The sequence below is a fragment of the Enterobacter sp. ENT02 genome, from assembly GCF_019219165.1.
Taxonomy (GTDB): Bacteria; Pseudomonadota; Gammaproteobacteria; order Enterobacterales; family Enterobacteriaceae; genus Enterobacter; species Enterobacter mori.
Genome location: NZ_JAHUWD010000007.1, coordinates 175914 through 195179, shown reverse-complemented (window position 1 = coordinate 195179; position 19266 = coordinate 175914). Strand labels below are relative to the sequence as shown.

Below are 19266 nucleotides of genomic sequence, written 5' to 3'. Positions count from 1 at the left end.
GAGAGGGTTAGGGTGAGGGGAAACTAGCACTGCCGCAGCTGCAAATCCAGCGGCGTCTTGCTCGGCTCACCGCCAATCTCACGTGCCAGCTTCGGCACCATATAGCCTGAAACCAGCGTTAACAGTTCGCGCATAATCTGCCGGGCTTCTTCATCCGTCACCATGAAATGTGCCGCGCCCTGAACGCGATCCAGCACGTGCAGGTAATAGGGCATCACGCCCGCATCAAACAACGCATTGCTCAAATCTGCCAGCACGCGGGCGCTATCGTTTACGCCGCGCAGCAGCACGCTCTGGTTCAGCAGCGTCACGCCCGCTTTACGCAGACGCGCCATCCCCGCCCGAAATGCATCGTCAATTTCGTTCGCGTGGTTGATATGGTTTACCAGCAGCACCTGTAAACGAGACTGCTCAATGCGTGAGACCAGCCCATCGGTGATCCGCGCCGGAATAACAATCGGCAAACGGCTATGAATGCGCAGACGCTTGATGTGCGGAATGGCTTCCAGCTGCGTCAGCAGCCAGTCCAGCTCGTGATCTTTCGCCATCAGCGGGTCGCCGCCGGAAAAAATAATTTCATCAAGCTCGGGATGGGCGGCGATATAGTCCAGCGCAACCTGCCAGTTGCGTTTATTGCCCTGATTGTCGGCATAGGGGAAGTGCCGACGGAAGCAATAACGACAATTTACCGCACAGCCGCCTTTTACCAGCAGCAGGGCGCGGTTGAGGTACTTGTGCAGTAAACCCGGCACCACGCTGTTCTGCTCTTCCAGCGGATCGGTGCTGTAACCCGGCGCGGTGACAAACTCATCCTGCGAAGTAAGTGTTTGTTTTAATAGCGGATCGTCGGGATTGCCTTTCTCCATACGTGCCACAAACGCACGGGGAACGCGCAGGGCAAAAAGGCGCTTTGCCTCGCGGCCTGCAAGCAACTCTTCGTGTTGATCGAGGTCTAAAAGACGCAGCAATTCATCAGGACTGGTGATTACATCGGCAAGTTGCGATAACCAATCTTCTCTGGACGGGGTGTTTAGGGTTACAATATGCGCCATTTTGTGGCTTAGCTACCAGTTAACAAATTTAGAGGGCCTTATGGCAACGTACTATAGCAACGATTTTCGTGCTGGTCTTAAAATCATGATGGACGGCGAACCGTACGCGGTTGAAGCCAGCGAATTCGTTAAACCAGGTAAAGGCCAGGCATTCGCACGCGTTAAGCTGCGCCGCCTGCTGACCGGCACCCGTGTTGAGAAAACCTTCAAGTCTACTGACTCCGCTGAAGGCGCTGATGTTGTTGATATGAACCTGACCTATCTGTACAACGACGGTGAGTTCTATCATTTCATGAACAACTCTACTTTCGAACAGCTGTCTGCTGATGAGAAAGCAGTAGGCGACAGCGCTAAATGGCTGCTGGATCAGGCTGAGTGCATCGTTACCCTGTGGAACGGCCAGCCTATCGCTGTGACCCCACCAAACTTCGTAGAACTGGAAATCGTCGAAACCGATCCAGGACTGAAAGGTGACACCGCAGGTACCGGCGGTAAGCCAGCTAAACTGTCTACCGGCGCAGTGGTTAAAGTGCCACTGTTCGTCCAGACTGGCGAAGTGATCAAAGTGGATACCCGCTCCGGCGAATACGTGTCCCGCGTGAAGTAATTTACGTCATGATTGAAGGCGCAGCGCCCGCTGCGCCTGATTTTTGCAGGCAGGGATGATGAAACGTACCGTTAAAATTCTGCTTCTGTTAGCGCTGACCAGCGCAATCCTTTCTGGATGCAACACCGCGCGCGGCGTGGGTGAAGACATCAAAGATCTTGGCCACGTCATTTCTAATGCAGCCAGCTAATTTCGTCTAATTTTCTTAAAAATGCTTCCTGTGCCGTCAAATGACGGGATCTTGTCTATCCTTAAGTTGCTATACACAAAACAACTTTGGCTATAAAAGGAAGATATTATGGTTAAGAAAACAATTGCAGCGATCTTTTCTGTTCTGGTGCTCTCTTCTGTACTGACTGCATGTAATACCACCCGCGGTGTAGGGGAAGATATCTCCGATGGTGGCAATGCTATTTCTGGTGCAGCCACTAAAGCTCAGAACTAATGACGCACTGACGGTACGGCGCACCACTCTTACCGTACCGTCAATTCTCTGCTTCCTGCAGGGATAAAAACGGGGAATAGCGCGTGTCCATATGCAGCTTCATCCTGATATTCCGCTTGTAGGTATAAACCGTTTTTCCGTTAATACTTAAATGGCTGGCAATCTTCTGGTTGCTCGCGCCGTCCATCCACAGCGTTAGCACTTTCTCCTCCTGACGAGTCAGCAGCGGGGCGGCAATCTGCGGCATTTCAACGCTTGCGCATGACGTCAGCGCATCATTAATCACCATCGCCACTTCTTCTAAATCGGCATTTTTCAACAGCGAAGCCCATACCGGGAATTGTGTCAGGTAGTTTGTCATGTCTTGTTCTTCGCCCGACTGGAGTAAAATAAAGGGCTGCGTTTCGCTGGCAATCATCAGGGAAGAGAGTTGCTGAAAATGATGAAAATCGTGTCGAAAACCGTGTAAGTCAGCGATAACCAGCGTCGGTTTCCACTGCAGGATATGCTCTCTGGCGAGGAAGAGGTTATTCAACCCGGTCACGACGAAGTGACCCGGAAAAAGACCAGAATGATTGAGCCATGCTTCAAAACCCGTACGGGTGAAGTGGCAACGGTCAATCAAAAGAATTTTGAACATAGTGGATTCGCAGTCGGCTAGTGGTTTGGCTTCCTGCCATCAGAAAGCACATCATCATAGAGAAGTCGGATGAGTGATAAATGCCTGAACTGCGCGCCATACTGCGGCTATTTCTTGCCTTAACATATTCAGCACAAAGGGATTGAAAAAAAAGCGCACTCTATCCACAATATTGAGCGTAATCTCTGCCTTTCGGGACGACCCGTAAGCGCTTCTTTCACCGGGGACGGCCCCAACTTGTACTTAAGTTAAGGAGCCTGAAATGTCCTGGATTATTCTTTTCATTGCCGGTTTGCTCGAAGTGGTTTGGGCAATTGGTCTGAAATATACCCACGGTTTTACCCGCCTGACGCCCAGCGTCATTACCGTTACCGCAATGATTGTCAGTATTGTCATGCTGTCATGGGCAATGCGTACCCTGCCTGTTGGGACGGCTTATGCGGTCTGGACTGGAATTGGAGCGGTAGGCGCGGCCATCACCGGCATTTTGTTGCTGGGAGAGTCAGCGAGTCTGGCGCGTATTGCCAGCCTCGCCCTGATTGTTGCCGGGATCGTTGGCCTGAAGCTCAGCACGCATTAACGCGGCTGTTCAACCCAAACTAATTTCGCTACATCAAACCCTTGCCGGGTCGCCACGTCCAGCATCTGCTGTTTCATTTCAGGTGAAATGGTCGGGGTGCGGGAGAGTATCCACAGGTAGTCGCGATCCGGCCCGCACACTAACGCGTGACGATATTCTCTGTCGAGTGCAATCACGTTATATCCACCGTAGAACGGGCCGATGAAAGAGACTTTCAACGCGGCACGGCTCGCGTCGCCGGTGAAGTACGCCTTGCCAACCGACTGTTGCCACATCGCCCGGTCCGGGTTGTAACCACGGTTAACGACCTGAATACCGCCGTCATCCATTGAACTGTAATGGGTTGTGACTTTTTCTAAACCGCGCTCGAACCGATGATCCATTCGGGCGATTTCATACCAGGTCCCAAGGAAGCGTTGTGAATCGAAAGGCGTGACGACGGTGACGCCGGGTGGCGGGGTAGGGGAACTGCAGGCAACGACTAAAAACGCGGCTGTCACTGCGGCGATAACAGGCAGAATGCGCATAGGTGTTTCCTTACTGTTTTCTGTTAAGTGTAGATGACAGCAAGGAAAATGTGGCTTTTATGCGGCGTCATACCGTGGATTTTGTAGGCCGGGTAAGGCGAAGCCGCCACCCGGCAATGTTTTACTGCAGCGCGTCGAGGATATGGTATGCCGCCTCAACGCGTGCCGGGTTCGGATAGCTCTTGTTCGCCAGCATCACGATGCCAAGCTGCTTCTCCGGGATAAAGGCCACATAGCTGCCGAATCCGCCGGTGGAGCCGGTTTTATGCACCCATGAGGCTTTTACCGGAGGCGCCGGAGGATTCACATCTCTCGCAGGCAGGGGTGCCAGCGCGACCTTGTTGTCGCTACCTTCAACCACGGTTTTGGCACCGACCGGCCAGTTCAGCATTTCCCAGCCTAGTCCCTGATACATGGCCCCCACGCGCCAGTAGCGCGACTGCGCCAGCGTAATGCCTTGCTTCAGCGATGCATCCTGAACGTTATCCGGAGCCATATTGGCCACCACCCAGCTCGCCATATCCTGCACGTTGGTTTTCACGCCGTAGGCTTCGGCGTCCAGCATCCCCGGTGACACGTGGACCGCTTTACCGTCACGGTATCCCCAGGCGTAATGTGCTTCTTCTGCTTTCGGAACGTTGATCCACGTATGGTCGAGCCCGAGCGGTTTAAAGACCCGCTTCGTCATGGCCTGTTCAAAGCCCATGCCGGAAGGTTTAACCGCCAGTGCGCCAAACAGACCGATGCTGGCGTTCGCATACAATCGCGTGGTGCCAGGTTTCCACTGCGGCTGCCATGTTTGGTAAAAGCGCAGCAGAGAGGCGTTATTAGTGACCTCATCCGGTACCTGCAGCGGCAGACCGCCTGCGGTATAGGTTGCCAGGTCCAGCATGCGAATTCCCTGCCACTGCTTGCCCGTCAGCTCAGGCCAGTACTTTGTCACCGGATCGCCCAGCGATATCTCACCGCGGGCAACAGCATCGCCACCCAGTACGCCGGTGAAAGTTTTACTGATAGAACCCAGTTCGAACAGGGTTTGTGGGGTAACAGGTTTGTTCGCCGCAACATCGGCTTTACCAAAAGTAAAATAGTGCGGCTGGCCCTGGTAGATCACGGCAATCGCCATGCCCGGAATGGACTGCGCTTTCATCAGGGGGGTAATGCTTTTTTCCACTACGTCAGCCAGCTGTTTTTCTGTCATCGACGCAGCAATGCTGGAACATGACACGCCGAGCAGCAGGGCGCAGCAAAGGGATTTTTTGATCATCAGTTATCTTCCATAATCACGGTTCAGGGGAGTGTCCGGGCCCATCAGACGAGCGTAGTCTGTGGGATTTGACTGTGGCTGACAAACGGTTAAATTTAGCATTAGCTGTTAATTTTTCTAACGGAACGACAGATGACGCGAAGCTATCTTCCTCTTAACTCGCTTCGTGCTTTCGAAGCGGCCGCCAGGCATCTTAGTTTTACGCATGCCGCCATTGAGCTCAATGTGACCCATTCTGCCATTAGCCAACACGTGAAGGCGCTGGAGCAGCACCTGCACTGCCAGCTGTTCGTTCGCGTTTCCCGTGGGCTGTCGTTGACCACGGAAGGCGAGAATTTACTGCCGGTGCTGAACGATTCGTTCGATCGTATCGCCGGTCTGCTCGATCGCTTTACTCACCATCTTGCCATGGAGAAGCTGAAGATCGGCGTGGTGGGTACCTTTGCGACGGGATTGCTCTTTCCGCAGCTGGAGGATTTTCGTCGCTGCTATCCGCACATTGATCTGCAGCTTTCCACGCATAACAACCGTGTCGATCCTGCCGCCGAAGGACTGGATTACACCATCCGCTATGGTGGAGGCGCGTGGCATGGTACCGAGGCGCAGTTTCTTTGTCCTGCGCCGCTGGCTCCGCTTTGCACGCCGGATATCGCCTCTGTGCTAAAAAAACCGGCAGATATCCTTAAATTTACCCTGCTGCGCTCTTACCGACGCGACGAATGGGCTGCCTGGATGCAGGCGGCGGGTGAGCATCCTCCTTCACCGACGCACCGGGTGATGGTGTTTGATTCGTCTGTGACCATGCTTGAGGCGGCTCAGGCGGGCGTGGGAATTGCCATCGCGCCTGTTGATATGTTTAGCCATTTGCTGAACAGCGAGCGTATCGTGCAGCCGTTTGCGACGCAGATTGACCTGGGCAGTTACTGGCTGACGCGACTCCAGTCGCGCGCAGAAACCCCCGCAATGCGTGAGTTTGCGCAGTGGCTGGTGGGAAAAATGCAGAAATAACAGGCCCGCCGGATGGCGGGCCTGAAGCGTCAGATGGTGACCACCGCAATCAGCGTCACCACGGTCAGGATGGTTGCCAGACCGTAGAACACCCATTTACCGCTCGGTACATGGATTTTCAAGTCATGCATCGCATGGTGAATGCGGTGCAGGCCACACCACAGCGGTAGAACGATCATCAGGAAGAGGAACACGCGACCGATAAAGCTGCTCGCAAAGGCCAGTACGCGCTCGTAGCTCAGCGCATCGCCCGGGAACAGCCCCAGCGGCAGCATAATGCCGACCAGCAGGATAATGACCGGCGCGATGATGGCGCTCCACATGCCGCCTGCACCGAACAGGCCCCAGAAGACCGGCTCGTCAGAACGTTTTGGATTTGGATTGATCACAGTAGTCTCCTTACCAGAACAGTGCGACAAACAGAATGACCACAGTGACCAGAATCGTCACTGCCCAGAGCCCTTTAATCACCGGCTCTGGCCCCATTTTTTCGCCTTTAACGATGATGTTCGCCGCTTTTGGCGCCAGTTCAAACCAGGTTTTGGTATGAAGCAGCGCGGCCGCGAGCACGATCAGGTTCAGCACAACGATGATCGGGTTTTGCAGGAAACCGACAAAGCTGGCCCAGGTTTCCGGACCGTGTTTGAGGGCGAAAACCCCGTACATCAGCTCAAGGCTGAACCAGACCGCAGGTACCGCCGTGCCTTCACGCAGCATATAGAAGCGATAAAACGGCAGGTTTTTCCACCAGGTGGACGGCATTGGCCGCACATAGGCTTTGCGTTTAGTCGTCATCATGCACTCCTTAGCGTGGTTTCAGGGTAGCGATAAGAAAGTCTTTCGAGCTTTCCACTTTACCCTGCTGAATAGCGGCGGCCGGGTCGACGTGCTTCGGACAGACTTCGGAGCAGTAGCCCACAAAGGTACAGCTCCAGACGCCGTTCTGGCTGTTTAGCTGCGCCATACGTTCTTTTTTACCGTGGTCGCGGCTGTCCTCGTTATAGCGGTGCGCCAGGGTAATGGCTGCCGGGCCAATGAACTCTTTGTTCAGGCCAAACTGTGGACAGGCGGCGTAGCACAGACCGCAGTTGATGCAGCCGGAGAATTGATGGTACTTCGCCATCTGGGCTGGCGTCTGGGTGTTTGGCCCCTGTTCGGGCGTGCGCGGGTTGCCAATGATATACGGCTTAATGGCTTCCAGGCTTTCGATAAAGTGGGTCATATCGACCACCAGATCGCGCTCAATCGGGAAGTTGCCCAGGGCTTCAACCTTGATGCCTTTGGTGTATTCGCGCAGGAAGGTTTTACAGGCCAGCTTCGGTACCTTGTTAACCATCATGCCGCAGGAACCGCAGATCGCCATGCGGCAGGACCAGCGATAGCTCAGGTCTGGTGCCAGGTTGTCTTTGATATAGCCGAGCGCATCCAGCAGGGAGGTTTGCTCGTCATAAGGGACTTCATAGAAAGCGCTGTGCGGTGCGGCGTCCACTTCCGGGTTGTAGCGCACCACTTCAACTTTCAGTTTTTGCATCTCAGCCATTCGCCTTCTCCTTCTTCTCGGCGTCTTCTGCTTCTGCACCGTAAACGCGCTTCGCCGGTGGCAGCGTGGTGATTTTCACGTCGCTGTAGTCCAGACGGGTAGTGCCATCCGCATCGCGCCAGGCGAGGGTATGTTTCAGGAAGTTGACGTCATCACGTTCGGTACAGCCTTCATCAAGGCGCTGGTGCGCGCCGCGCGATTCTTTACGCGCCAGCGCGGAGTGCGCCATACATTCCGCGACGTTCAGACCGTGGCCCAGTTCGATGGTATAGAGCAGGTCGGTATTGAACACGCTGGAGGTATCGGTGATGCGCACGCGCTTGAAGCGTTCCTGCAGCTCTGCCAGCTTGTCGACGGTTTTCTGCATCAGCTCTGGCGTACGGTAGATACCGCAGCCTTCTTCCATCGACAGGCCCATTTCATCGCGGATCTTAGACCAGTTCTCGTTACCTTCCTGATTCACCAGATCTTTCAGCCGTTTTTCAACGTCTGCGACCTGAGCGTCCAGCGCGGCACCGTTGGCTTCACCTGCAGTAGCCGCCCGCTCCATTGCGCGTTCGCCCGCCATGCGGCCAAAGACGACCAGCTCAGCCAGCGAGTTCGAGCCCAGACGGTTCGCACCGTGCAGGCCCACGGAGGAACACTCGCCCACGGCGAACAGTCCTTTGATGCGGGTTTCGCACTGCTGATCGGTTTCGATACCGCCCATGGTGTAGTGCGCGGTTGGACGCACCGGAATCGGTTCTTTCACAGGGTCAACGCCCACGTAGGCTTTTGCCAGCTCGCAGATGAACGGCAGACGCTCCAGCAGTTTCTTCTCGCCGAGGTGGCGCAGGTCGAGATAGACCACATCGCCGCGCGGCGTGGAGATGGTGTTGCCTTTGCGCCACTCGTGCCAGAAGGCCTGAGACACTTTGTCGCGCGGGCCGAGTTCCATGTATTTGTTCTTCGGCTCGCCGAGCGGGGTTTCCGGGCCCATGCCGTAATCCTGCAGATAGCGGTAGCCGTTTTTGTTGACCAGAATACCGCCTTCACCGCGGCAGCCTTCCGTCATCAGAATGCCGGAACCCGGCAGACCGGTTGGGTGATACTGCACGAACTCCATATCGCGCAGCGGCACGCCGTGGCTGAGCGCCATGCCCATCCCGTCGCCGGTGACGATGCCGCCGTTGGTGTTGTAGCGATAAACGCGACCCGCACCGCCTGTTGCCATTACCACGGCTTTCGCGCGGATCTGCACAAGCGTGCCTTCCATCATGTTCATCGCCACCAGGCCGCGCGCCTCGCCGTCATCGACCAGAATGTCGAGAACGAAATGTTCATCAAAGCGTTGAATTTGCGGGAACTGAAGGGAGGTCTGGAACAGGGTGTGCAGCATATGGAAGCCGGTCTTATCGGCGGCGAACCAGGTGCGTTCAATCTTCATTCCGCCGAAGCGGCGAACGTTGACGCTGCCGTCCGGACGGCGACTCCACGGACATCCCCACTGCTCAAGCTGGGTCATTTCCGTAGGACAGTGGTGCACGAAGTAGTCAACGACATCCTGCTCGCAAAGCCAGTCGCCCCCTGCAACCGTGTCGTGGAAATGGTATTCGAAGCTGTCATGATCCTGCGCAACAGCGGCGGATCCTCCTTCTGCAGCAACCGTGTGGCTACGCATAGGATAGACTTTTGAAATCAGTGCGATTTTAGCGTTGGGATTAGCTTGTGCTGCAGCAATTGCAGCGCGTAATCCCGCTCCGCCAGCGCCTATTACGGCAAGATCGGCTTGAAAAGTTTGCACGACATTCCTCCAGATTTTTGTTTTTCCGCAACGCGTTGAACTAAAGGTAGCTCACCTGTCCGAACGGGAAATTGCGAAAGCGATTCCACTGCTCCTTTATGGGTAAAACAGTATAACCGTATGGATGTGAGGGAAATTTGACGTGTTCGATTTTTTTGCTGTTCAGTGCGGTGATTTATCATCGTTATTGATAAATTCCGTTACGTTATTTTTCTTCGTTATGAAAAAGGCGCTTTTACCGCGCAAAATTTGTCTCCGCCCCGGCTTACGAGTAGACTTCGTGCCCTTGTCTGAAATCGGAGAATTACTCATGAGCGAAACGGCCACCTGGCAGCCGAGCGCATCCATCCCAAACCTGTTAAAACGCGCAGCAGTAATGGCGGAGATCCGCCGCTTCTTTGCTGACCGCGGCGTCCTGGAGGTGGAAACTCCGTGCATGAGTCAGGCAACGGTAACGGATATTCATCTGGTCCCGTTTGAAACCCGTTTTGTTGGCCCTGGCCATTCTCAGGGTATGAATCTGTATCTGATGACCAGCCCGGAATACCACATGAAGCGCCTGCTGGCGGCGGGATGTGGTCCGGTGTATCAGCTGTGCCGCAGCTTCCGTAATGAAGAGATGGGTCGTCACCACAACCCGGAATTCACCATGCTGGAGTGGTACCGCCCGCATTATGATATGTATCGCCTGATGAATGAGGTGGACGATCTGCTGCAGCAGGTTCTGGACTGTTCAGAAGCGGAGACGCTCTCCTATCAGCAGGCGTTCCAGCGTTGTCTGGAAATCGATCCTCTTTCAGCGGATAAAGCCCAGCTGCGTGAAGTGGCGGCAAAACTGGATCTGAGCAATGTGGCGGATACCGAGGAAGATCGCGATACGCTGCTGCAACTGCTTTTCACCTTTGGCGTGGAACCGCAGATTGGCAAGGATCGTCCGACGTTTGTTTATCATTTCCCCGCAAGCCAGGCTTCGCTGGCGCAGATCAGTACCGAAGACCACCGCGTGGCGGAGCGTTTTGAGGTTTATTATAAAGGAATTGAGCTGGCGAACGGTTTCCACGAGCTGACTGACGCGCGCGAACAGCAGCAGCGTTTTGAGCAGGATAACCGCAAGCGTGCAGCGCGCGGTCTGCCGCAGCAGCCGATTGATACCAACCTGCTGGAGGCGTTAAAAGCTGGCCTGCCGGATTGTTCTGGTGTGGCGCTGGGCGTTGACCGTCTGGTGATGCTGGCGCTGGGCGCAGAGCAGCTTGGCGATGTGATTGCCTTTACGGTCGATCGCGCCTGATAAAGTGCCGGGTGGCGCTGCGGTATGAACCGGAAACATGGGTAACACTTTAGACCGGATACATGGGTAACAGTTATAACTGGCATAGAAGAGGAGACTCGCTATGCCCTGGACTGAGACCCGACCTATGCAACGCCTTGATTTTATCCGTGCCTGCCATGCAGGTACGGACTCCTTCTCCGCGCTTTGCCGTCTTTTTGGCATCAGCCGTAAAACCGGCTATAAATGGCTTCAGCGTTTTGACCCCTCTGACCTGTCATCTCTCTCTGACCGGTCGCGCGCGCCACACTCCCACTCCCGGACGGTTCCTGATGATATCGCCGGACAGCTTACGGCCCTGAGGCAAAAACACCCTGACTGGGGCCCAAAAAAACTGCGGATGTGGCTGCTCAATCATCACGTCGATTTTACCGTACCTGCTGCCAGCACTATCGGCGATATCCTCAAGCGTGAAGGCCTGGTTCCGGATAAAAAGCGAAAACGCAGGACCCCGGGCAATCGCCAGCCCCTGACCACCATCAGTGAGAACAATCAGGTCTGGAGCGCTGATTTTAAAGGCAAGTTCAGGCTGCTGAGCAGAGAGTACTGCCATCCCTTCACCCTGACCGACAATCACAGCCGGTATCTGCTGAGCTGCCGGGGAACGGACCGGGAGAGCGAGCCCTTCGTCAGGCAGTGCCTGACGGATGCGTTCCTGGAGTACGGTCTGCCGCAAGTCCTGAGAACCGATAACGGTCAGCCCTTCGCGGGAACAGGGATAGCCGGACTAAGTCGTCTTGCCGTCTGGCTAATCAAGCTGGGCATCAGGCCTGAGCGTATCAGGAAGGGGCATCCGGAAGAAAATGGCCGTCATGAGCGAATGCACCGCTCCCTGAAAAGTGCGGTGAAACAGGGCAACACCTTCATGACGATGGAAGAACAACAGCGGTGGTTCAGTGACTACCGGGAAGAATTTAACTACGAAAGGCCTCATGAAGCCCTGGCGGGTGCAACGCCCGGAACGGTATGGCACCCCTCGAACCGACACTGGGATGGCCGTGTTCCTGAATACGTGTATCCGGAAGGCGGTACGGTCTACAGGGTGAAATCGCGGGGGACACTCTATATGGGGAAAAAGGGGACGGTGTTCCTGAGTGAAGCGCTGACTGATGAGTACATCATGCTGGAAGAACAGGATGATGGCCTTGAGGCCATCATCTTTAACGGAATAACGCTTGCGTACTACGACCGAAAAACCGAGAGTGTGCTCCGGATAGACTAAAAAGTGTTACCTATGTTCCCGGTCTGATCTGTCACCTATGTATCCGGTCATACACTGCGCTTACCCGGCCTACCATTCCTGTCAATTAACCTTTCCATTTCCGCACGGCAACATTAAAAACTGCCAATTTCTCTATACACGGGTCTTTTTCTTAGTTTGCCTCGCATAGCCACAATTTTTGTCTGGTCATCTGCTACCATCCGCGCAGCTTAATTCTCCTTCGGATGGTTATATGTCTCACTCACTCAAAAAGATGACCCTCACCGGGCTCATCCTGATGATATTTACCTCGGTCTTTGGTTTTGCCAACAGTCCGTCGGCCTTCTACCTGATGGGTTACAGCGCGACGCCGTTTTATATCGTCTCTGCGCTATTCTTCTTCATTCCCTTTGCGCTGATGATGGCGGAAATGGGATCGGCCTATCGCAAAGAAGAGGGCGGGATCTATTCGTGGATGAAAAACAGCGTTGGCCCGCGCTATGCGTTTATCGGCACGTTTATGTGGTTCTCCTCTTACGTCGTCTGGATGGTCAGTACGGCCGCGAAAGTGTGGGTTCCGTTCTCGACGTTTGTGTTCGGTGCCGATAAAACCCAGGTCTGGTCGCTGGCGGGCCTCAGCTCTACGCAGGTGGTGGGTATTCTGGCGGTCTGCTGGATGGTTGTTGTAACGCTGGTGGCGTCTAAAGGTATCAACAAAATAGCCCGGATTACCGCTGTGGGCGGTATTTCGGTCATGGGGTTGAACCTGGTTCTGCTGGTGGTCAGTATCGCCATTCTGTGTCTGAACGGCGGCCATTTCGCGCAGGAGGTGAATTTTGTTTCATCCCCTAACCCGAGCTATCAGTCCGGCCTCGCCATGCTCTCCTTCGTGGTCTTTGCCATCTTTGCTTACGGCGGTATTGAAGCCGTAGGCGGCCTGGTCGATAAGACCGAGAACCCGGAAAAGAACTTTGCCAAAGGCATTATTTTTGCCGCCATCGTCATCTCGATTGGCTATTCGCTGGCGATTTTCCTCTGGGGCGTCAGCACTAACTGGCAGCAGGTACTGAGCAACAACACCACGAACCTCGGGAACATCACCTATGTTCTGATGAAAAGTCTGGGCATGACGCTGGGGCAGGCGATGAACCTGACGCCGGACGCGGCGGCGGCGATGGGCGTTTGGTTTGCGCGCATCACCGGGCTGTCGATGTTCCTTGCGTATACGGGCGCGTTCTTCACGCTGATTTACTCTCCGCTGAAAGCCATTATTCAGGGCACGCCAAAAGCGCTGTGGCCAGCGCGCATGACGCAGTTGAATACAACCGGCATGCCCGCTAACGCCATGTGGATGCAGTGTCTGCTGGTATGCGTGTTCATTCTGCTGGTGTCGTTTGGTGGTGACACGGCGTCAGCGTTTTACAACAAGCTGACTCTGATGGCGAACGTTTCAATGACGCTCCCGTATCTGTTCCTGACGCTCGCGTTCCCGTTCTTTAAGGCGAAGCAGGGGCTGGAACGTCCGTTCGTGATTTTCAAAACTCGCGCAACAACGCTGCTGGCAACCACGGTGGTCGTTTTGGTGGTGGCGTTTGCCAACATATTCACCGTGATCCAGCCCATCATTGAGGCAAATGACTGGAGCAGCGCGCTGTGGATGGTTGGCGGTCCGATCTTCTTCTCGCTGCTGGCGATGGGGATTTATGAGAACTATCGTCGTCGCTCGATGGCGTACGTCGTGGAAGTCGCGTAGCGGTAAAACGCCCCTCCACAGGGAGGGGCGAGTATTACAAACTTCCCGCCGGGCGTTTGCGTCCCGCTGATGACAGCGTTCTTGACGTTTTAGTCCCGCCGAGGCTTTCCAGACGCATCTGGAACGGTGGGAACGGCATATCAATTCCGTGCTCGCGGAAGCCAGCCAGAATCAGCTGGTGGATCTCATGGCGCAACGGCATACGGTGCCCCATCTCGGCGGCGTAAATGCGCAGCTCGAAGATCTGAATACCCTGCTGTAAATCCACAAGGAATACCTCGGGTGCCGGGTTATCGATCACCAGCGAGCAGCGCTCTGCTGCGGTGTAGAGGATCTGCGTCACCTCTTCGCTGTTGGCATCAGACGGTGCCGGTACGGTCAGCACCACTCTGGTGACGGAGTCTGACAGCGACCAGTTGATAAACTGCTCGGTGATAAACGCCTTGTTCGGGACGATGATCTCTTTTCGATCCCAGTCGCTGATCGTGGTGGCGCGCGTATTGATCTTCGTGACGCTACCGGTCAAATCGCGGATGGTCACCGTATCGCCAATACGGATCGGCTTCTCAAACAGAATGATCAGACCGGAAACGAAGTTGGCAAAAATCTCCTGCAGGCCAAAGCCCAGACCCACGGTCAGGGCGGCGACCAGCCACTGCAGTTTTGACCACTCAATACCAATCATTGAGAAACCCACCAGCCCACCAAACAGCATGATCAGATACTTGGTGATGGTGGTAATGGCGTAGCCCGTGCCGGGGGTTAAATCCAGGTGCTGCAGCAGCGCCAGCTCCAGCAGTGCCGGGAAGTTACGCACCAGCTGCGTGGTGATGATCAGCACCAGAATGGCAATCAGCACCGCGCCTAAGGTGATCGGCTCCAGACTTTCAACACCCTGTACCGTGGACGTCACATCCCACAATGAGATGTTTTCCAGGAATCCAAACGCGGAGTGAATTTCCGACCACAGGAAGATCACCGACAGAAGGGCAACCAGCATCAGGAGGGAGCGCACCAGCCGCAATGACTGGGTACTGATGGTATCCAGATCGATTTCGACATCGTCGGCATCCGTTGTCCCTTCTGTACTGTTGACGTGGTTTGGCTCTTCTTCACCGCGTGCGCGCTGGGCCAGAATTTCGGCGCGGCGATGCTTGGCACGGTCAAACGCCAGACGACGACGCTGGATCAGCATTCCGCGGCGGATGACATGGTAGACCACCAGCAGCAGGAACCAGATGGCGACGGAGGTTTCAAGACGTGCCAGCAGCGCCTGCGCGGTCGCCAGATACCCCACGGCTGCGGCCAGAATAGCCACCAAAGGCGCGGAGAGCATCAGGTTCCACAGCATGCGGTTGAGCATGTTATCGCCGCTGCCCGTCTTATCGAGATACAGCGGAATGCCGGCGCGTTTAAGGCTGAGTTTCACCATTGCCAGCGCGCCGCAGATGAGGATAAAGCAGAGACGGCCCAGCGAACCGGAGAATTCACGGTCATTGAGGTTATCGAACATGATCAGCGCCATGATTAGCGGCACGATCAGGCCGATGCTCATCAGGTAGTAACGCATGCCGCGCGCGACGCGGCTGCGCGGCCAGCCAAAGTGGGCGACAAACAGACCGTTTGGACGCGCGAAGGTGGCGCAAATCATCACTACCCACAGCAGCGGCACGGTGGCGGTGACGCCATCGCCAATCGCCACCGCAAGCGGATAGGGCCAGGCCTCGCGCAGGCCGTATCCCAGCGTCATCCACAGCACCGGTAGCGGTGAAGCAACAAGAATCGACCAGAATACGGTACGCAGCGTCAGCCAGAAGTGATCCTGCGTCACTTTCCCGACGCGCGCGCTGGAACGTTCGAGGAAGCGCGTAAAGTGCCTGCGGGAGTAGATACTGAAGCCCACCAGAATCAGCGCGCCCAGCAGCGGGAAGATGGTCTCCTTACTGGTAATCATCATCACGCTGGCCTGGCCCAACTGGCTGAAGGTATCCAGCGAAATCAGGCGGCGCAGATCCTGCACAATCTCTATTGGCCACGAGAAGGTCATTGGCCGCACGTCAGATGTCCAGAAGAGATAACGGTGCGTCGCCTCGTTGACCTCTTTCAGCGCATCTTCCAGCTGGCTGTTTGACACTTTCAGCTTGGTTAGCTCAAGGATCAGCGTATCGCCGCCCTGCAGCAGAGAGTTCAGCAGTTCACGCTGGGTGCGCAGCTGGGCTTCAAGGATGCGGTTCTGCTCACCGGTAAGCGGTTGTCCATCGGCCTGGCGGATCTGGCGGATTTGCGGCTGCTTATTGAGGAGGTCTTCAAAATGCAGGCGCTGGACGCGCAGCTGCGCCATCTCGGTATCAAGCTGCTGCGGCTTTGGCATTTCCGGCAGGCGGGCAACTTGGGCGCGTAAGGCTTCACCCAACAGGTTGGAGGACCCCAGCCATTGGGACTGCTCACGCAGGGTGTTAAGCGCCTGACGTACCTGCAGCGTTTGATTGGTCGCCTGTCGCTGCTGCGACGCAACCAAATCCATACGCTGCGCCTGCTGGTTCAGCGCGGCTGAAAGCTCGCGGTTAACCTTGAACTGATCGACGATGCCGACAGGCAGATTTGCGCTGTTTTCCGCGAGGAGTTCTGTACTTTCCAGCGCGCGTTCGGCTTCGCGCTGGCGCTGGCTATTTAACTGGTTGCGCAGGCTCTGCAGATACGCGTCCAGCTGTTGGCTCTGCTTCTGCGCCAGTTCAGCGCGCATGCGCGACAGTTCCTGGCGGTTGTTGGCAGAAAGCTGCGCCAGCTCCAGCTCATCAACCAGCGCTTTGAGCCTGGCGGATTCCGCCTGTAGCCCAAGATTTTGCGCCTGGCTCTGTGGCGTATTACCGGCTTGCGTGCCGACGCGACGCTCGACCTCGTTCAGCTGACGGCGGGCATCGGTCTGCTGCTGCGGTAGCTGGCTGAGAGAGTCGGCGATTTCACGTGCGCGCTCTTGTTCCTGCTGCGCCTGGCGGCTCTTTTCCAGTAGCTGACTGCTAACCTGGAGGATCTCCTGGTTTAGCGCATCCGACGTTAAGCCTACAGGAACCTCGCGCGGTTCATCACGCAGGTTATTCAGCTGTGAGCGCAGCGTTTGAGAGAGTTTCGGGAAGTTGTCGATAACCTGCTGATATTGCTGAGCGCGCTCAAGGGAGCCTTTTCGCTCCTCAAGCGCGTTCAGGGCAGACTGGAGCGACTCGACGGTCTCTGGCTGCGCGGGTTTCGCCGCTTTTGCCTGCTCCAGTTCCTGGGTTATCTGTTTGGCGTCGGGGGCTGTCGCTGCGTACGCCCCCATGCTGAGGCACCAGGCCATCAGTAGAACGATAATCGGGCGCACGTCAGCGATCCTTCTGTTGTTAGCCTTCGTCTTTTTTGTCGTCAACCAGCGGGCTGGCGTCATGCTCGGCGTTGATCTCTTCTTCAGGCAGCGGCGCAGGCTCTGCGTCCGGCGTGATGAAGGTTTCGGTAGACACCGCCAGCGGTTGACCCAGTTTGGTCACCGACAGGCTTTCCAGCTGTTCAACCAGGTTCACTTTACCCGGTGCAAACAAGTTGATCACGGTAGAGCCCAGCTTAAAGCGACCCATCTCCTGACCTTTCAGCAGGGCCACAGAGCCTTCCGCTTCACCGGCAGGCCAGGTCCAGCGCTTGATCACGCCTTCGCGTGGCGGGGTGATAGTGCCCGCCCAGACGGTTTCGATACTGCCTACAATGGTAGCACCCACCAGAATCTGTGCCATTGGGCCAAATTCAGTATCAAACAGGCAGATGACGCGCTCGTTACGGGCGAACAGGTTCGGAACGTTCTGTGCGGTCAGGTGGTTCACGGAGAACAGATCCCCCGGCACGTAAATCATCTCACGCAGAATACCGTTACACGGCATGTGTACGCGGTGATAGTCGCGCGGCGACAGGTAGGTGGTCGCGAAGGAACCGTTACGGAACAGATCTGCCATCAGGTAGTTACCTGCGAGCAGCGCCTCAAGGGTGTAGTTATGGCCTTTGGCCTGCAGAATTTTGTCGTCTTCAATCTTACCGAGCTGGCTGATCACGCCGTCCGCAGGCATCACCAGCACGTTAGGGTCGGTATTTAACGGGCGCACTTCATCGCGCAACGGGCGCACGAAGAATTCGTTAAACGTGCGGTAGCTGGCGGTGTCCGGCTTCTGCGCCTCTTTCATGTCGACCTTGTAGTATTTCACGAACAGGTCGATGACCAGTTTGGTTAGCCAGCCCGCTCGTTTGCTCGCGCCCCAGCCCGCCAGGCGAGTGAGCCACAGTTTTGGCAGAATGTATTGAAGCGAAAGTTTGAATGAGTTTAACAAGGTAGCCTCCAGGCCATTGTTTTGTCGTTCCTGATCCGGCGGAGAAAAGCGCCGGAACCTGAAAAAAGGGGACGATTTTAGCGATGCTTAGCTTAGTTGTCAGTTATCAGAATCAGAAAAGTTTTTACGCGTTTTTACGTCTTCCATGCTCTCAAGAATGCGGTGATAGTTTTCGAAGCGGGTTTCCGCAATCTCACCGTTCTCTACCGCCTCGCGGATAGCGCAGCCAGGGTCGTTGTCGTGCTTACAGTCGCGATATTTGCAAGCGCCTAAATAGTCATGGAATTCGACAAATCCGTTGAAGATTTGTTCCGGCTCAAGGTGCCACAGGCCAAACTCACGTACGCCCGGCGAGTCAATCACGTCGCCACCGTGCGGGAAGTGATAAAGACGCGAGGCGGTGGTGGTGTGCTGGCCCAGACCCGAAACGTTGGACACATCGTTGGTCAGGATCTCTTGCTGGAGGCCGAGAAGGTTGTTCAGCAGGCTCGATTTACCTACGCCAGATTGGCCCGCAAAGATACTGATTCGGTCAGTCAGCGCTTCTTCCAACGGCTTCAGGCCATCTTTAGTGTGGCTGGAGACCATCAGCACGCGATAACCGATCTCGCGATAGATATCCATCTGCTCATTCACGAAGGCCATGCCGTCGTCATCCAGCAGATCGATCTTGTTCAGCACGATGATCGGTTCAACCTGCAGCGTTTCGCAGGCGACGAGATAACGGTCGATAATATTGAGCGAAAGCTCAGGCAAAATCGCCGAAACGATGACGATCTGGTTAATATTGGCGGCAATGGGTTTAACACCGTCGTAGAAATCAGGACGGGTCAGCACCGACGTGCGTTCATGCACGGCTTCAACGATGCCCTTAACCGTCACCCCTTCAGCGGCTTCTTTACCCGGACGCCAGACAACGCGATCGCCGGTTACCAATGAACGGATAGTGCGACGGATATTGCAACGGTGGATATCCCCGTCGGCGGATTCGACATCAGCATGCATACCAAAACGGCTAATCACGACGCCCTCTGTCGCTTCACCAAACAGGTTGTCGTCGTAATCCGGCTTCTCCGAAGTGGTTTTAAGACGGCGCTGGTGGTTGGCGTTTACGCGGCGCTGCTGCCCTTTGGAGAGTTTATTTTTACTCAATCGCGCTGGCTCCTGGTCGCCCGTAAGGGGCAAAACCT

The 19266-nt window shown here is 55.5% G+C and carries 19 protein-coding genes; 8 read left to right on the top strand and 11 right to left on the bottom strand.

From position 1 onward, the window contains the following. Nucleotides 1-23: 23 nt before the first annotated feature. A complete protein-coding gene (gene epmB / locus KW829_RS19210; protein ID WP_218308836.1) occupies nt 24-1052 on the bottom strand; it encodes an EF-P beta-lysylation protein EpmB in 1029 nt (342 codons plus the stop codon). Between the two features lie 40 nt (nt 1053-1092). Here epmB and efp point away from each other — a divergent pair, with 40 nt between their 5' ends. The 3 genes from efp to ecnB all read left to right on the top strand — a co-directional run bounded on the left by efp (nt 1093) and on the right by ecnB (nt 2104). Beyond that, a complete protein-coding gene (efp, locus tag KW829_RS19205; protein WP_010427766.1) occupies nt 1093-1659 on the top strand; it encodes an elongation factor P in 567 nt (188 codons plus the stop codon). Between the two features lie 58 nt (nt 1660-1717). Continuing rightward, on the top strand, nt 1718-1849 hold the full coding sequence (locus KW829_RS19200) for an entericidin A/B family lipoprotein (protein WP_010427765.1): 132 nt from the start codon (nt 1718-1720) through the stop codon (nt 1847-1849). Between the two features lie 108 nt (nt 1850-1957). Then, the gene (gene ecnB / locus KW829_RS19195) at nt 1958-2104 is read left to right on the top strand and encodes a lipoprotein toxin entericidin B (protein ID WP_003855942.1); all 147 of its coding nucleotides are present in this window, start codon (nt 1958-1960) and stop codon (nt 2102-2104) included. Between the two features lie 40 nt (nt 2105-2144). On the opposite strand, the gene KW829_RS19190 is transcribed toward ecnB, so the two are convergent. Then, nucleotides 2145-2744: a LuxR C-terminal-related transcriptional regulator gene (locus KW829_RS19190; protein WP_010427762.1), complete on the bottom strand. Its 600-nt coding sequence runs from the start codon at nt 2742-2744 to the stop codon at nt 2145-2147. Between the two features lie 262 nt (nt 2745-3006). Here KW829_RS19190 and sugE point away from each other — a divergent pair, with 262 nt between their 5' ends. Beyond that, nucleotides 3007-3324: a quaternary ammonium compound efflux SMR transporter SugE gene (sugE, locus tag KW829_RS19185; RefSeq protein WP_100165646.1), complete on the top strand. Its 318-nt coding sequence runs from the start codon at nt 3007-3009 to the stop codon at nt 3322-3324. Here sugE and KW829_RS19180 read toward each other — a convergent pair. Both KW829_RS19180 and blaACT read right to left on the bottom strand, forming a co-directional pair. After that, a complete protein-coding gene (locus KW829_RS19180; RefSeq protein ID WP_218308835.1) occupies nt 3321-3851 on the bottom strand; it encodes a lipocalin family protein in 531 nt (176 codons plus the stop codon). The genes sugE and KW829_RS19180 overlap by 4 nt on opposite strands. 121 nt (nt 3852-3972) lie before the next feature. Continuing rightward, nucleotides 3973-5118 carry an ACT family cephalosporin-hydrolyzing class C beta-lactamase gene (gene blaACT, locus KW829_RS19175; RefSeq protein ID WP_218308834.1) on the bottom strand — a complete coding sequence of 382 codons (1146 nt, stop codon included), beginning with the start codon at nt 5116-5118 and terminating at the stop codon, nt 3973-3975. 132 nt (nt 5119-5250) lie between these two features. Between blaACT and ampR the strand changes: the two genes are divergently transcribed. Beyond that, nucleotides 5251-6126 (top strand): LysR family transcriptional regulator AmpR, encoded by an 876-nt coding sequence (gene ampR, locus KW829_RS19170; protein ID WP_218308833.1) that lies wholly within the window; start codon nt 5251-5253, stop codon nt 6124-6126. 29 nt (nt 6127-6155) lie between these two features. Here ampR and frdD read toward each other — a convergent pair whose 3' ends face one another. The 4 genes from frdD to frdA are packed head-to-tail and all read right to left on the bottom strand — an operon-like array spanning nt 6156 to nt 9449. Continuing rightward, a complete protein-coding gene (gene frdD / locus KW829_RS19165) occupies nt 6156-6515 on the bottom strand; it encodes a fumarate reductase subunit FrdD (protein WP_042715376.1) in 360 nt (119 codons plus the stop codon). Nucleotides 6516-6525: 10 nt separating this feature from the next. Next, nucleotides 6526-6921 (bottom strand): fumarate reductase subunit FrdC, encoded by a 396-nt coding sequence (gene frdC / locus KW829_RS19160; protein ID WP_010427752.1) that lies wholly within the window; start codon nt 6919-6921, stop codon nt 6526-6528. 10 nt (nt 6922-6931) lie between these two features. Next, nucleotides 6932-7666, bottom strand: coding sequence for a succinate dehydrogenase/fumarate reductase iron-sulfur subunit (locus KW829_RS19155; RefSeq protein WP_089600271.1), 735 nt, complete (start codon nt 7664-7666; stop codon nt 6932-6934). After that, nucleotides 7659-9449 (bottom strand): fumarate reductase (quinol) flavoprotein subunit, encoded by a 1791-nt coding sequence (gene frdA / locus KW829_RS19150; RefSeq protein WP_089600273.1) that lies wholly within the window; start codon nt 9447-9449, stop codon nt 7659-7661. Before frdA ends, KW829_RS19155 begins: the two co-directional genes overlap by 8 nt. 310 nt (nt 9450-9759) lie before the next feature. On the opposite strand from frdA, the gene epmA reads away from it, so the two are divergent. From epmA to yjeM, 3 genes are all read left to right on the top strand, one after another. Continuing rightward, the gene (gene epmA / locus KW829_RS19145) at nt 9760-10737 is read left to right on the top strand and encodes an elongation factor P--(R)-beta-lysine ligase (protein WP_010427746.1); all 978 of its coding nucleotides are present in this window, start codon (nt 9760-9762) and stop codon (nt 10735-10737) included. A 103-nt stretch (nt 10738-10840) separates the two neighbouring features. Further along, on the top strand, nt 10841-11998 hold the full coding sequence (locus tag KW829_RS19140) for a DDE-type integrase/transposase/recombinase (RefSeq protein ID WP_218308832.1): 1158 nt from the start codon (nt 10841-10843) through the stop codon (nt 11996-11998). Nucleotides 11999-12230: 232 nt separating this feature from the next. Next, nucleotides 12231-13730, top strand: coding sequence for a glutamate/gamma-aminobutyrate family transporter YjeM (yjeM, locus tag KW829_RS19135; protein WP_218308831.1), 1500 nt, complete (start codon nt 12231-12233; stop codon nt 13728-13730). Between the two features lie 34 nt (nt 13731-13764). On the opposite strand, the gene mscM is transcribed toward yjeM, so the two are convergent. From mscM to rsgA, 3 genes are all read right to left on the bottom strand, one after another. Further along, nucleotides 13765-17088, bottom strand: a complete 3324-nt coding sequence (gene mscM, locus KW829_RS19130; RefSeq protein WP_089600929.1) for a miniconductance mechanosensitive channel MscM — start codon at nt 17086-17088, stop codon at nt 13765-13767. 19 nt (nt 17089-17107) lie between these two features. Further along, nucleotides 17108-18076 carry an archaetidylserine decarboxylase gene (asd, locus tag KW829_RS19125; protein ID WP_100165640.1) on the bottom strand — a complete coding sequence of 323 codons (969 nt, stop codon included), beginning with the start codon at nt 18074-18076 and terminating at the stop codon, nt 17108-17110. Between the two features lie 99 nt (nt 18077-18175). Next, nucleotides 18176-19228 carry a small ribosomal subunit biogenesis GTPase RsgA gene (gene rsgA, locus KW829_RS19120; protein ID WP_218308829.1) on the bottom strand — a complete coding sequence of 351 codons (1053 nt, stop codon included), beginning with the start codon at nt 19226-19228 and terminating at the stop codon, nt 18176-18178. Nucleotides 19229-19266 lie beyond the last annotated feature (38 nt).

Excerpts from the sequence above, each read along its gene's own strand:
- epmB (WP_218308836.1), bottom strand. The coding sequence starts at position 1,052 with ATGGCGCATATTGTAACCCTAAACACCCCGTCCAGAGAAGATTGGTTA.
- efp (WP_010427766.1), top strand. The coding sequence starts at position 1,093 with ATGGCAACGTACTATAGCAACGATTTTCGTGCTGGTCTTAAAATCATG.
- KW829_RS19200 (WP_010427765.1), top strand. The coding sequence starts at position 1,718 with ATGAAACGTACCGTTAAAATTCTGCTTCTGTTAGCGCTGACCAGCGCA.
- ecnB (WP_003855942.1), top strand. The coding sequence starts at position 1,958 with ATGGTTAAGAAAACAATTGCAGCGATCTTTTCTGTTCTGGTGCTCTCT.
- KW829_RS19190 (WP_010427762.1), bottom strand. The coding sequence starts at position 2,744 with ATGTTCAAAATTCTTTTGATTGACCGTTGCCACTTCACCCGTACGGGT.
- sugE (WP_100165646.1), top strand. The coding sequence starts at position 3,007 with ATGTCCTGGATTATTCTTTTCATTGCCGGTTTGCTCGAAGTGGTTTGG.
- KW829_RS19180 (WP_218308835.1), bottom strand. The coding sequence starts at position 3,851 with ATGCGCATTCTGCCTGTTATCGCCGCAGTGACAGCCGCGTTTTTAGTC.
- blaACT (WP_218308834.1), bottom strand. The coding sequence starts at position 5,118 with ATGATCAAAAAATCCCTTTGCTGCGCCCTGCTGCTCGGCGTGTCATGT.
- ampR (WP_218308833.1), top strand. The coding sequence starts at position 5,251 with ATGACGCGAAGCTATCTTCCTCTTAACTCGCTTCGTGCTTTCGAAGCG.
- frdC (WP_010427752.1), bottom strand. The coding sequence starts at position 6,921 with ATGACGACTAAACGCAAAGCCTATGTGCGGCCAATGCCGTCCACCTGG.
- KW829_RS19155 (WP_089600271.1), bottom strand. The coding sequence starts at position 7,666 with ATGGCTGAGATGCAAAAACTGAAAGTTGAAGTGGTGCGCTACAACCCG.
- epmA (WP_010427746.1), top strand. The coding sequence starts at position 9,760 with ATGAGCGAAACGGCCACCTGGCAGCCGAGCGCATCCATCCCAAACCTG.
- KW829_RS19140 (WP_218308832.1), top strand. The coding sequence starts at position 10,841 with ATGCCCTGGACTGAGACCCGACCTATGCAACGCCTTGATTTTATCCGT.
- yjeM (WP_218308831.1), top strand. The coding sequence starts at position 12,231 with ATGTCTCACTCACTCAAAAAGATGACCCTCACCGGGCTCATCCTGATG.